At 37.2% G+C, this 13,358-nt stretch carries 11 protein-coding genes; 8 read left to right on the forward strand and 3 right to left on the reverse strand.

Annotation, left to right across the window (positions count from 1 at the left end):
* The first annotated feature begins 156 nt into the window (after positions 1–156).
* The 6 genes from IPJ80_09590 (at position 157) to IPJ80_09615 (ending at position 8,543) form a co-directional block, all read left to right on the forward strand.
* Complete coding sequence (locus tag IPJ80_09590) at positions 157–1,386, forward strand: hypothetical protein (GenBank protein ID MBK7913737.1); 1,230 nt, start codon at positions 157–159, stop codon at positions 1,384–1,386.
* A 57-nt stretch (positions 1,387–1,443) separates the two neighbouring features.
* Complete coding sequence (locus tag IPJ80_09595; protein MBK7913738.1) at positions 1,444–3,015, forward strand: hypothetical protein; 1,572 nt, start codon at positions 1,444–1,446, stop codon at positions 3,013–3,015.
* Between the two features lie 401 nt (positions 3,016–3,416).
* Positions 3,417–4,919 (forward strand): T9SS type A sorting domain-containing protein, encoded by a 1,503-nt coding sequence (locus IPJ80_09600; GenBank protein MBK7913739.1) that lies wholly within the window; start codon positions 3,417–3,419, stop codon positions 4,917–4,919.
* A gap of 78 nt (positions 4,920–4,997) precedes the next feature.
* Entirely contained in the window at positions 4,998–5,762 is a 765-nt protein-coding gene (gene yaaA, locus IPJ80_09605) for a peroxide stress protein YaaA (protein MBK7913740.1), read from the forward strand.
* 8 nt (positions 5,763–5,770) lie between these two features.
* Complete coding sequence (locus IPJ80_09610) at positions 5,771–8,191, forward strand: penicillin acylase family protein (GenBank protein MBK7913741.1); 2,421 nt, start codon at positions 5,771–5,773, stop codon at positions 8,189–8,191.
* Positions 8,178–8,543, forward strand: coding sequence for a hypothetical protein (locus tag IPJ80_09615; protein ID MBK7913742.1), 366 nt, complete (start codon positions 8,178–8,180; stop codon positions 8,541–8,543). The genes IPJ80_09610 and IPJ80_09615 overlap by 14 nt, the downstream gene beginning before the upstream one ends.
* Here IPJ80_09615 and IPJ80_09620 read toward each other — a convergent pair whose 3' ends face one another.
* Genes IPJ80_09620 through IPJ80_09630 form a run of 3 tightly spaced genes read right to left on the reverse strand, consistent with a single transcriptional unit; the run spans position 8,544 to position 10,971 of the window.
* Positions 8,544–10,184, reverse strand: a complete 1,641-nt coding sequence (locus IPJ80_09620) for a DUF3244 domain-containing protein (GenBank protein MBK7913743.1) — start codon at positions 10,182–10,184, stop codon at positions 8,544–8,546.
* Positions 10,178–10,603: a DoxX family protein gene (locus IPJ80_09625; GenBank protein ID MBK7913744.1), complete on the reverse strand. Its 426-nt coding sequence runs from the start codon at positions 10,601–10,603 to the stop codon at positions 10,178–10,180. The genes IPJ80_09620 and IPJ80_09625 overlap by 7 nt, the downstream gene beginning before the upstream one ends.
* A 17-nt stretch (positions 10,604–10,620) precedes the next feature.
* The gene (locus tag IPJ80_09630) at positions 10,621–10,971 is read right to left on the reverse strand and encodes an iron-sulfur cluster assembly accessory protein (protein ID MBK7913745.1); all 351 of its coding nucleotides are present in this window, start codon (positions 10,969–10,971) and stop codon (positions 10,621–10,623) included.
* A 106-nt stretch (positions 10,972–11,077) separates the two neighbouring features.
* Here IPJ80_09630 and IPJ80_09635 point away from each other — a divergent pair, with 106 nt between their 5' ends.
* A complete protein-coding gene (locus IPJ80_09635; GenBank protein MBK7913746.1) occupies positions 11,078–11,596 on the forward strand; it encodes a hypothetical protein in 519 nt (172 codons plus the stop codon).
* Between the two features lie 52 nt (positions 11,597–11,648).
* On the forward strand, positions 11,649–13,271 hold the full coding sequence (locus IPJ80_09640) for an ATP-binding cassette domain-containing protein (GenBank protein ID MBK7913747.1): 1,623 nt from the start codon (positions 11,649–11,651) through the stop codon (positions 13,269–13,271).
* Positions 13,272–13,358 lie beyond the last annotated feature (87 nt).

Raw genomic sequence — 13,358 nt, forward strand, 5'->3', positions numbered from 1 at the left:
TTATGCTAAATATCCTGTCTTAACTATGTGGAGGGGCATGTTAAAAAAATTAACCCATTACACAAGAAATCTTAAATGGATTTTAACTAAGCCCGGACACAAAAGTAATAAATTGCAGACGTTATCTATATATTAGACCATAAATAAGAGAAAACCATGAAAAACACGTATCAACAGCTCGTTTTCGCAAGTTTCCTAGTTTTAATTTCACAAGGAATAAAAGCACAATTTGATGATGTGTATTACGATCCTAGTAAGGTTCGTAAAGAAGACAACTATTACAAGGAAACCATCAAGCCGAATGAGAAAGAAATTCGTCCGGAGGATGACTTAAAATCAAAACAGCAAGAAGAAGCTTACAAAGATTCCGGGGGCTACGATGATGAATACAGTGAATATGATGATCAGGATTATTATTATGCATCCCGTATCAAACGCTTTCACAGACCCTATAGAGGATTCTCCTATTATGATCCTTGTTATGTAGATTATTACTTTTACGATCCTTTTAGTTATGATCCATGGTTTTTTGAACGGGATATTTACTCTGCATCCTGGTATTATTCTCCCTATTACAGTTATACCCGTTATCATTACCGTCCATGGAGATATAATTATTGGAATTATTGGGATGGATATTATGGATGGGGATGCAATCCTTACAGCTATTCGTATTGGCCGGGAAGTTATTACTCCTATAATTATTACTATGGCGGAAATTATTACCATAACAATCATCATGGAAACGGCTATAGTGACAATCCAAAAGGGACGTATAAAGGAAGTCGCGGATTTGGTTTAACCAATACCTCTAAAAGGGGACCTGTTCGTGTGTACAATCCGTCTCCAAAAATATTTACGGATTTACCAGGCGATCATGTTAAGCCTTCACCTGAAAAACGGGTGGTGCGTTCAGCCGATGGAGATAACTATACGCCAAGACCAGAATACAAACCAGAACGCAATTCAGTTAGAAAAGAATTGCCTGGAAATAATAACGAAACCCCCAAACCAGAACGGGGTGGAGGAAGAGATACTTATAAACCGAAAGAAACTCCTGGTGAACGGACTGCACCGGACAGACAAACGAATCCACCTAAACGTGAGTATCGTCCGGAGCGGGTTGAACCCAAACCAAGTGATCGCCAAGCCCCGCCTAAACGTCAGGAACGTGAAGAAGGGGACCGCTTTAAACCGCATCGCGAGTTTCAATCGGAGTCACCTTCCATGCCACGTCCGGAATCTAAACCAAGAGAACGGTCGGAATTTTCACAACCTAAAATGGAACGGACTGAATCAAGAACCTCTAATAATTCGAATTCCAATTCAGGATCCAATTCGAATAAAGAGTCATCTTCGGGAGGAAACCGTCGCTCACCAAGATAGGATGAATGAAATTCCTTCAAACTGAATTCTGATTAATTAATATTCAACATAAGTTAAATGGCTAAATTTAAAATTGGCACCTTGTTGTTGCTGTTCATTTGGAGTGAACTGATAGTCGCACAAACTGCTTCAGAAGCACTGCAATACAGTTTAACCCGTTCAGTAGCAACTGCACGATTCAATGGAATTGGAGGTGCTATGGGAGCATTGGGAGCTGATTTTGGGGCAATAGGGATTAATCCGGCCGGATTAGGATTATTTAGAAAATCAGATTTTTATATTTCTATGGGCCCTGCTTATTTACAAAACAATTCCATTCTGAAGGGCACTGGAAATGATCGCTATGATGAGGGTAAAACGTCATTTAATTTTAATGGCCTGGGCTTCATGATTACTAATGAACCGATAGGAAGCAATTGGAAGAATTTAAATTTTTCATTACAAATTGCGAAAGTGGCGGATTTTAATCAAACCATCTATTTCAAAGGAAAAAGTGCGGGTTCAATAACAGATCGATTTTTAGAATTGTCATTGGATCCAAATCAAAGTGGATTGATCGGATTGGACCCGGATGATCTGGACGATTTTGAAGCAGGGCTTGCATACGAAACCGGTGCCTTGTTTGATCCGGTTGGAAATCCAAATCAGACAGTATATTCAACAGATTTATTAGCCTATGCAGGTGCTGCAATTCCAAAAGAACAATTGCTAAAAACAAGAGGCAGCTTACATGATTTTTCAATTGGATTTGGTGGTAATTACCAGGAAAAATTAGCGCTTGGTGCCAGTATCAATATTCCGAGTGGAAATTTTAAACGCAGCAATACTTATAAAGAATACGAATCAACGAAAGATGAATTTCTTCCGTTTATCAGTCTGGAATTTAAGGACAAACTGGAAACAGAAATTTCCGGCGTGAATGCCAGATTGGGATTAATCTATAAACCCATCCAGGCTTTGCGGTTTGGTGTTGCCTGGCAATCACCCGGTGTTTTGAGTTTAAAAGATAAATTCAATACAGAATTAAGTTATACTTATTATGATGGAATGAAAGAAACCAGTTTAACTGCCTATTCGCCAGACGGTGAGTTTAATTATCGATTAAGAACCCCTATGCAATGGGTTTTGAGTGTTGCAGCCATTGGAACTTACGGTTTCCTTTCAGCCGATATTGATTTTGTAGATCCTTCATCAGCTAAATACAATCTAACATCGGATAGTGATAATCCCTCTGATTATGAATATGAAAAACAATTGAATTCAGAAATTAAAAAGCAATACAAGTCAAGCATTCAATATCGTTTTGGAGGTGAATTGGCTTTAAGTAAATATCGATTCAGAGCAGGTTATGAATTAATTCAACAGGCTTATAAAAATGTGGATGAATACAATCCGGGATACAGTCTGGGACTTGGCTATCGGGGCAATCGGACTTATCTGGATTTTTCATTTCGGCATACAAAAATTAATCAATCGTACGCACCATACAGCACTGGAAACTCAGATTTTGATGGCAACGGCACCATTGATGCGCCAACACCCTTGGTAAATCAGGAGTCATTTTATCAAGCATTTACCATTACTTTTGGATTTAAATTTGGAACCATTCGATCGTATTCGTATGAGTAATCAATTCACGTGCTATATCAATCCATTCATCTGGCATTAATATACAAAGTCAATTAGGAGTTAGTTTACATTTCATAACAGTCGATTTTCATGGAACTCTAAAACGCCCTCCAGCGAGGTTTATAAATAATTTTTATTTTATTGATTTCAATTAGTTGATTTAAAAATTTTATAAAGGACCAAAAGGGTTGAAACAGCAAGCGATAAACCATCAAAAATCAGGGTTTACCCTGAGTGGGAATCAGGGTAAACCCTGATTTTTGACTTAATTTATTTAAATTTAAACTGAGACACTATTGAATTACGAGATGAATTCGATCACCTGCTTGACGTAAACAAAATTAAATTGCATTTATTAACTTGTGTCGGCAATTTGCCGACCTTTTTTTTATTTTTATTTTATGAAACTAATATATTTTATTTTTATTTATGTGCATTGCCAATCACTGATTGCACAATATAAACATGATTATACATGGACTATGGGATATATAGGAAGTCCTAATGATCCAAAAAATTTTGTACTTGATTTTAACAATGGTAAACTGCAAACATATAAATACCCATTAAACACAATGTTTGGTACTGTAAACGCAAATATTTCAGACGAAAATGGAAGTTTATTGGCATATACTAATGGGTGTATTATAGTTGATAAGAAAGGAAATTTAATGGAGAATGGAGATAATCTAAATCCCGGTTACATACAACAAGGCACTTGGTGCGAACAAGGATATCCGGGTGGTAATCAATCGCATTTTTATTTGCCACAACCTGGTAATGAAAATTATATTTGGTTGTTTCACAATAGTTATTCCGAATCAATTCAATATCCAACTTCTACTTTTTTAAGGTTTTCAAAGATTGATTTATCTAAAAATAATGGATTAGGAAAGGTTTTTGAAAAAAATGTCAAAATAGTGATTGATTCCATGATCACTTATGGAGAGCTTAGCGCTACACGGCATGCGAATAATGTAGATTGGTGGATTGTTTCTCCCACTGCAAGACCGGATACTTTATTTAGAACTTTTTTATTAACGGAAAGAGGACTTCAGGGGCCATTTGAGCAACGCATAGGTAAACAATTGGATTATATTTATTCTGGAGGAGGAGCATTCAAATTTAATCCACAGGGTACAAAAATGGCACGATATGGAGATGGTGGACAGGGTGTTTTTTTATATGATTTTGACAGACAAACAGGATTGCTGAGCCATTTTATAGAATTAGATACACCAAAATATGCATCGCTAGGTGGAGCCGAATTTTCAGCTTCCGGCAGGTATCTATACATAAGTACACGGAGGGAATTATTCCAATACGATATGGAAGCATCAGATATTGGAAAGTCTGTAATCAGAATAGATAGCCTGGATGGATTTAAAACCTGGACTACTGTTACCTTTGGCAATTTGCAATTAGGTCCGGATTGCAGAATATATGTAGTTCCTACCACCAGTGTAGAATATTTTGGAGTAATCCATCATCCGGACAACAGAGGGAAAGACTGTGATTTTAAACCTCATAGTCTCCTATTGCCTTCTTATGGAAGATTAACAAGAATATACTATCCAAACTACCGCACCGGCGTAGCTCCGATCTGTGATAGTACGATACGATTTGTCACAAACAATACGGACATTAAAAATTATCTGAAGACTATTTCTGTATTTCCGAATCCGGCTCATGGAGAACTTCAGATTTTACTTTCAGGGACTTTAAATATTAAAAGTCAATTGGAATTTATAAATCATTTAGGTCAAACAGTTATAAAGAAGAATTTAGAGCCAAGCATGGGATCATTTTCTTTGGATATTTTAAATGTTGATCCAGGAATATATCTTTTAAAATTAGAAGATTCACATGGGCTAATTGGATTTGAAAAAGTAATTATATGGTAAATCAAAAATGTACACTAATATATTTTAGGTTTAATATTTTCCGAAATAATTTTGTATCTATGTACCAGAATTATCGGTATGCTTGCAATTGTATCCCCCTCCAAGGATCTGAATTATAAATCTCCTGTTCCCGTTTCATCTATCGAACTGCCACGCATGGTGGATCGTTCGTTGGAATTAATAGCAACGCTCCGAAAAAAATCAGTCAAATCATTGATGAATCTTATGGATATCAGTGAAAAACTGGCACTTGAAAATGTTGAGCGTTATAAAAATTTTACAGAAGAATTTACTTTGGAAAATTCAAGACCTGCCATGTTTGCATTTGCAGGCGATGTATATCGTGGATTAGATGCCTACACACTGGATAAAAAACAAATTGAATTTGCTGCGGATCATTTTCGCATCTTATCAGGTTTGTATGGCCTGTTGCGACCATTGGACCTGATTCAAGCTTACCGACTTGAAATGGGCATTGCATTGAAGGTTCAACGAAAAAAAAACTTGTATGCATTTTGGGGTGATACCATAACCAGCTGTTTGCAAGATGATTTAAATCGTACGAAAAGTCAGGCCTTGATCAATTTAGCATCTCAGGAATATTTCGATGTATTGAATTTAAATAAAATAGAACAACCGGTAATCCACATTCATTTCAGAGAATATAAAAATGATACCTTGCGCTTTGTAAGTTATACAGCAAAACGCGCCAGAGGACTTATGTTACGCTATATGATCCTAAATAAACTGAAACACGCTGACGCATTAAAATTATTTAATTTAGAGAATTATTCATTCGATCCGGAATTATCCAGTCCGACTGAATGGTTTTTTATCCGATAAACTTCAATATGAAACGATTAAAAATACTTGTACAGGTTATCTGTTCGATTGCCTGGTATCTGTTATTAAGCCGTTCTTTTACTATTGGTGATTCCAGTTTGCCACCCATTGGATTTTTTTTTAGTCCGGCTACTGGTTTTTGGAAGAATGTCATGCAACCAGATCCATCTTTTCCAAAAACGATGCATGGAATGGCAGATAGTTCGCAAGTGGTTTTTGATGAACGATGGGTGCCACATATTTTTGCCCGATCTGCCAAAGATGCTTATTACATACAAGGCTATGTCCATGGAATGATGCGTTTGTGGCAAATGGATTTTGCAAGTCGCGCTGCTGAAGGAAGGATCAGCGAACTTATCGGACCCAAAGCACTTGAGTTTGATAAAAATAAAAGACGCAAAGGATTGAAGGAGTCTGCACTAAAAAGTGTTGAAGCCTGGCGTTGTTGTCCGGAAGCCTATGAATTGGTTCAAGCTTATTCTGATGGATTTAATGCCTATCTCAAAACGGTAGGGGATGCAGATTTACCCATTGAATTTAAATTAATGAATTACAAACCGGAGCCCTGGAGTCCGTACCGATCTTCCTTGTTTCATAAAAGCATGTCTGAGGTTTTATGCGGTCGGGATATGGATGTTGAATTGACCAATGCGCGAAATTATTTTGGAGCTGATTTTAATTTTCTTTTTGAAGAAATGGATTCTTTGACAGATCCGGTTATTCCAAAAGGAACGAGTTGGGATTACATTAAATCCATTGCGAAAGACACCAGCAATAGTTTGGGCTTGTTTGAAAATTTTGACTGGCAAGCTGAAAAAGGAAGTTCAGGACTTGGTAGCAATAATTGGGCGGTGGGTCCGACGAAATCAAGTACCGGCAATCCAATACTCTGCAACGATCCGCACTTATCATTGACCTTGCCATCCATTTGGTTTGAACAACAAATTCAAACTCCTGACATCAATGTGTATGGAGTTACTTTTCCTGGAATTCCCGGAGTTGTCATCGGATTTAATAAACACATTGCCTGGGGTGTCACAAATGCCGGTTGGGATGTAATGGACTGGTATAAAATTAAATGGAAAGATGAAAGTCGAACTGAATATGAGTTGGATGGACAATGGCATAAAACAGAAACACGCATTGAAACCATTAAAATAAAAGGACAACCGGATGTTATGGATACGGTCCTTTTGACCAAATGGGGTCCTGTTGTATATACAGATGCTGGATCAAAAAAATATGATTTAGCTATGCATTGGATAATCCAGGATCCATCTGATAAATTTGAGATGAATACGTTTTTTGATTTGAATAAAGCAAAAAATTATTCAGAATACCGATCTGCAATTACACAGTTTCCATATCCTGCTCAGAATTTTGCATTTGCATCCACCAATGGAGATGTAGCAATCTCAGTACAAGGGCGTATGCCAATTAAAAAGAATCAACAAGGCCGTTTTGTATTGGATGGATCAGATAGTAAAAATGCCTGGAAGGGTTTTCTTGAAATGGATGAAATACCAAAAATTTTAAATCCATCCAGAGGATTTATTTCATCTGCTAATCAGCGTTCAACCGATTTGTCATTTCCAAATTATTACAACAATGGAGACTTCAGAGATTATCGGGGTACTTTAATCAATCGCTTATTAACAAATAAGGAGCGTTGGAGTATTGATGATATGAAAGCCTTGCAATACAACAGTTACAGTTTGCGGGCGGAGACGGCATTGCCATCTATGTTGATGCAAATTGATTCTTCAAAATTACCACCACAAGCTCAAGGTATTTATACCAAATTAAAAAACTGGAATTACAATTACGATTCAACCGCTGTGGAACCTGTTTATTTTGATGTTTGGTTTACTTGTTTTCATAAAATGGTTTGGGATGAACTCTTACTCGACAGTACTAAAAAATATGTTGCGATTCCATCCGATGAATCTACTATCAATTGTTTGCGATTAAAACCACAGAGTAGTTATTTTGATTTAGTTGGAACGCCAGCCATTGAAACTGCACGGGATATCGTTCAAATTGCTTTTGATAGTTTGATCTATTATGCAAACAATCAGCTAAAAGTAAAAGATTGGGCTGCATATAAAGATGCAAGCATTTCACATTTGGCAAAGATTCCTTCTTTTGGTGTTTCTGTAAGAACCTCCGGAGCAGCAGACATTATCAATGCCCATGCAAAAACTTTTGGTCCATCCTGGCGCATGATCGTTGAATTGGGAAAGACAAAAATGAATGCTTATGGAATTTATCCGGGAGGACAATCCGGGAATCCCGGTAGCCCGCATTATCAGGAAATGATTGACACCTGGTCAGCCGGCAAATACTACGAACTCAAATTTTTAGATACCATTCCGGATGCAAGTTCCGGCTATAATTCAATTCAATTTAAATGCAATGAATCAAAATAAATCACTCTTTATTTTTTTAACCATTCTGTTGGCAACAGCATCCTTATTCATTCCATATTGGATTAATGTATATTTTTTAGCCTTGATCTGTTGTGTGGTATTTGATATTTCCTCGAAATTAAAACTCATCATTCATTTTACCAGCTATTATGTTGTGAGTGTGACTTATTGTATTTATGCTGTAATGAATGGAAGCAGTTCACTGGTTCAAATGATTTCAGGTGTTTTCCAGGGAGTAGCACCTTCTGTTTTAGTGATTCTGACAGGATTCCTTTATGCGATCACTGCATTATTGGGAGCCTGGACTGGAAACAATCTTAGAAAAGCAATGCAGCATGTTGCTGCCAATTAATTAGTTCTGGAGTTGGAACGACCTTCCATACAGAAAAGAATCATTTGCAAGAATTCGGATAAAGTAATTTTCTGGAATTTGATTGCTAAAGTCAATGGATATTTGCTGATGTTCAATCGATGTGATGTTTTTAAAATAACAAGTTTTACCATGGACATCCTGAATCCAAATCGTTGCTTTTTTTATAGGAACCGGAGCATCAAAAGAAACTATAAATTTCTCGGTCACTGGATTGGGAATTAATTGAAAAGAAAATTCTTTTTCAGTTAATTTGATTTGATTCACCCGGTTTGGAATTGCAGCTTTATAATAAATTTTTATCAGGTACGGATTACTGACCGTATGTTTTGCCAGATCTTTTTCCCAGGGATTTCGTTCGTTTGTTGGATTGTATATACCGCCAAAAAGAGTTCCGATGAAAATGGAATCTTTAGGAAGTTTGTTTAAATCAACTATATCCTGAAAAAACAAGGGTAGGTCCGGACTTAAAAGTATTTCAGAATTGGTTCCAAAATAACCAGGCAATTCCTCTTTCAACAAGGATTCTTCAAAACTCCCGTTTTGTTTGCGCGTAAGACAACTGACAGATTTTACAAAGGGAACGAGCGGATCACGTACAATTTGATTGGAAGAGTCTTTGAAATATTCAGCCATCCCTCCGAAAAAAATCTGGTGAAATTCATTCTTAATGGAGTCATAAATGCCCAGCCTCGAACACGTATAGGATGCCAGTTTATGTTCGAAATCAAAACGCTCTTCGTAATTTGTACGATCAATGGTGGCTGTATTTAAAAAGGGTCGATTGATATTGTATTGGAATACCCCTGAATAAACCATCAGTTTTTTATTCCCTTGTTCATCGATGATGGGATTTAAATTAAAATCCCGCCGATGAAAATTAAAGTCATTATGAATTTCTGCAAGCGTATTGACATAAAATGTATCGGGCGTATTTTGAATTCTAAACATTCGATAGGCATCCGTATAGCGTTGTACTGTTTTGCTGGCATCGTCATTGTACTTTCCGGAAAAATAATGACCCCCAACGAGATAAAATATGGAGTCCAGAATGCGAAGCTGACCCCCTGCGATTGCGAAGGTATCATCGACTGTGTATTTAATTGAATTACTGATATCTTGTTTTGTGAGAATGCTTGAAATGATATTTTTTAAATCAATTCGTGCAAAGACAGGATAGGTTTTGAATTCACCCAGCACCGATTGTGCATAACCTCCCATCAGGTAGAGGTAAGAACTGTCTTGTACAAATTGAGCATTGGAAGCAGAAAGAAAATCAAACAATTCTATAGGTAACCCATCTAAATTTTGTTCTGTGATTTGATTGGTTTGAGTATTCCATAAATACATGGATGAATTGTTGGAAGTAATTTCAAAGCCCGTTTTTTTATCGTGTATACCATCTTTTCGTCCTCCAATCATTAATACATGGGGAGGCATAACCCCATAGACAAACGAATGGATTGCAGGCCAATCCGGAATTTTTACAGTATCGAAACGGAAGTTACCTAACGATTGGGCAGATGCGGAGAGCGTTGCAACAATACCAAAAATAAAAACCAAACATCGGAACCAAGCTTTCGGAAGCTGTTGAATAGCTCTGAAATAAAAACGAATCACCATTTCTCTTTTGGTAATTTGGTTACGCCAAAAAAGCGACGCACGCTGTATTTACCGGTGCCATAAACTAAGACGTGGATCATTCCACCAATAAATGCAATATTTTTCATAAAGTGGATCGCTTGTACGTTGCGAATGTGACGTGGATCATCCCAAAATGAATAGACAATAAAGGTAACCGGGACCCAATAGAGTAGTAATAAAGTCACCGCTAAAGCAGGACGGTATCCGATCAACAGGAAAATGCCTCCAATGGCTAAGGCCAGCGCAGTGCTGTAAATCAGCAAGTCAGGATTCCAGGTAAGTCCGTATTCCAACATGGTTTCTTTGGTACGATGCATAAACCATACGGAAGTAAAAGCTTCAAAAAGGGAAATCGTTGCGATCATCGCCCTTGCTAATAAATCAAATAAATCTTTCATTTGGGATTTGGATCGGCTTAGGCTGAAAAGGATTGCCCACAGCCACAGGTATCTTTTGCATTTGGATTAACAAATGTAAATCCACGGTTATTTAGGCCTTCAACCCAGTCAATTTGCATTCCGACCAAATAAAGGGAATGTGCTTTATCCATTAAAACTTTAAATCCACCTATTTCAAAAATCTGATCTTTTTCCTGAGCCAGGTCAAATCCCATAACATAACTAAAGCCGGAGCAGCCTCCGCCTTTTACACCTACTCTAAGTCCATGACTATCAGGTATTTGTTGCTCATTTTTGATGCGCTCCAATTGTTTGATAGCGGTATCTGATATGGATATAGGTGCTTCAAGCATGGTTTCTGTCTGCATAAACAAGTATTTAATATTTAAACACAAAGTTAAGGCTTTTGGTTCTTTGCAAACGGATTAAAGCCAGCTCTTGTAATTGATTAAATTTGCAGCCAATTTGATAGGAATGAATGATTTTTTTGAAGTTTTGAAGTACACCCTCCCATCAACCGTAGTTTTTCTGACGGTCTATTTTTTACTTAAACAGTATTTTGAGCAGGAGCGCATCAAACTATACTCCCTTCAAAATAAAGAGCGGTATCAAACCAGCTTGCCATTAAAATTACAGGCTTATGAACGCATTACCCTATTTCTTGAGCGTTTAAAAATCACAAACCTGGTACTTCGATTTCCAATTTCCGGATCAAAACCGGCTGAATATTGTGAATTGCTTTCTATGGGGATTCAACAAGAGTTTGAACACAATTTGGTGCAACAATTATACGTAAGTGAAAAACTTTGGGAAATAGTAGTTTGGACCAAAGAAGAAATTTTAAATGAAATTGATCGGACAGGTCATGATTTAGCATCAACAGATTTAAATACTTCTAAAGATGTTTTAATCGCGCATTTGCATCAAAAAACAACACCAATTTTAGATAAAGCACTTTCCGCAGTTAAAAAGGAAATTCAATTGTTAGTGTAAATTATTTTTTAATCCATTTTATTTTTTAAAAGAAAATTAATATTTCAGCAAAATGATCAGCACTACGAATGTTAGCCTGGCTTATGGAAAACGAATTTTATTTGATGAAGTCAGTATCAGTTTTACCAAAGGCAATTGTTATGGCATTATCGGAGCCAACGGAGCAGGTAAAAGTACTTTTCTTAAAATATTAAGTGGAGAATTATTTCCCAATAAAGGAAGTGTCGATATATCTCCCGGCGAACGACTGGCGGTATTAAAACAAAATCAATTTGAGTTTGATAATCATTCGGTGTTAAACACCGTGTTTATGGGCCATAAAAAATTATGGAATTTAATTCTAGAACGTGAGGCTTTGTATGCAAAACCAGATTTTAGTGAAGAAGATGGAAACAAGGCAGCTCATCTAGAAGAGGAGTTTGGTGAAATCGGGGGGTATGAAGCAGAAAGTGAAGCTGCAACTTTATTGAGTTCGCTTGGAGTTCCGGAAACAATGCATTACAACTCCATGAGTGAAGTTGCATCCAATCTGAAAGTGCGGGTATTGTTGGCACAAGCATTGTTTGGAAACCCAGATATTTTGTTGTTGGATGAGCCTACCAATGGATTGGACGTAGATACCATTAAGTGGTTAGAAAACTTTTTGGCAGATTATGAAAACATTGTGGTGGTAGTGAGTCACGACCGTCACTTTTTAGATGCAGTATGCACCCACGTTGCAGATGTTGACCGTCAAAAAATTACCGTGTATACCGGGAATTACAGTTTTTGGTATGAGTCGAGCCAATTGGCTGCAAGACAGTTGTCAGATAAAAATAAGAAAGTCGAAGATCGCAGAAAAGAGTTGATGGATTTTATCGCGCGGTTTTCTGCGAATGCATCAAAAAGTAAACAAGCAACTTCCCGGAAGAAAGCATTGGAAAAATTGAACATCGAGCAAATTCATCCATCTTCCAGAAAATATCCGGGCATAGTATTTAAACCCGAACGGGAAGTAGGAGATCAGATTCTGAATGTGCAACATCTTGGCGCAACAGTCGATGGGCAGGTATACTACAGGGATATTTCTTTTGTGTTAAACAAGGGTGATAAAGTGGCTATTATCAGTAAGAACCAAAATGCCATTCATCACTTTTTTGATGTGTTGTCAGGAACCAAGGAAGCTCCGGAAGGAAGCTACAGTTGGGGAACCACGATATCTAAGGCTTATCTTCCATTGGATATCAGCGAGCATTTTCAAAACGAATTGAATTTGATGGATTGGTTACGGCAATATGTTCCGGCTAGCTACACCGATGTTGATGAAGTGTTTTTAAGAGGCTATTTGGGCAGAATGCTTTTTAGTGGAGATGAAGTCATGAAGAAATGCAAAGTTTTGAGTGGTGGTGAGAAAGTGCGTTCTATGCTCAGCATGATGATGTTGCAAAATCCCAATGTCTTGTTATTGGATGAACCCACCAATCACCTGGATTTGGAAAGCATCCAGGCATTCAACGAAAATATGATTGCGTTTAATGGCATTGTGTTGATCAATTCACACGATCATACTTTTTTGCAAACGGTGTGTAACCGGATTATTGAAATTACACCCAATGGTTGTATTGATAAACTGATGAATTTTGATGAGTACCTGGAAAATGAAGCAGTCCTGGAGCAACGCAATAAGATGTATTAGTTTTTTAATTCCAATTCTCAAAATTATTGATCGATTCAATTGTTGGTTTAAAAACTTTAGAACGGCACTGCTGTTTAGATTACAAGG

Source organism: Saprospiraceae bacterium, assembly GCA_016714025.1.
Taxonomy (GTDB): Bacteria; Bacteroidota; Bacteroidia; order Chitinophagales; family Saprospiraceae; genus Vicinibacter.

What these genes read in the sequence shown, in the direction of transcription:
- IPJ80_09590 (MBK7913737.1), top strand. Translation starts at nt 157, where the DNA reads ATGAAAAACACGTATCAACAGCTCGTTTTCGCAAGTTTCCTAGTTTTA.
- IPJ80_09595 (MBK7913738.1), top strand. Translation starts at nt 1,444, where the DNA reads ATGGCTAAATTTAAAATTGGCACCTTGTTGTTGCTGTTCATTTGGAGT.
- IPJ80_09600 (MBK7913739.1), top strand. Translation starts at nt 3,417, where the DNA reads ATGAAACTAATATATTTTATTTTTATTTATGTGCATTGCCAATCACTG.
- yaaA (MBK7913740.1), top strand. Translation starts at nt 4,998, where the DNA reads ATGCTTGCAATTGTATCCCCCTCCAAGGATCTGAATTATAAATCTCCT.
- IPJ80_09610 (MBK7913741.1), top strand. Translation starts at nt 5,771, where the DNA reads ATGAAACGATTAAAAATACTTGTACAGGTTATCTGTTCGATTGCCTGG.
- IPJ80_09615 (MBK7913742.1), top strand. Translation starts at nt 8,178, where the DNA reads ATGAATCAAAATAAATCACTCTTTATTTTTTTAACCATTCTGTTGGCA.
- IPJ80_09620 (MBK7913743.1), bottom strand. Translation starts at nt 10,184, where the DNA reads ATGGTGATTCGTTTTTATTTCAGAGCTATTCAACAGCTTCCGAAAGCT.
- IPJ80_09625 (MBK7913744.1), bottom strand. Translation starts at nt 10,603, where the DNA reads ATGAAAGATTTATTTGATTTATTAGCAAGGGCGATGATCGCAACGATT.
- IPJ80_09630 (MBK7913745.1), bottom strand. Translation starts at nt 10,971, where the DNA reads ATGCAGACAGAAACCATGCTTGAAGCACCTATATCCATATCAGATACC.
- IPJ80_09635 (MBK7913746.1), top strand. Translation starts at nt 11,078, where the DNA reads ATGAATGATTTTTTTGAAGTTTTGAAGTACACCCTCCCATCAACCGTA.
- IPJ80_09640 (MBK7913747.1), top strand. Translation starts at nt 11,649, where the DNA reads ATGATCAGCACTACGAATGTTAGCCTGGCTTATGGAAAACGAATTTTA.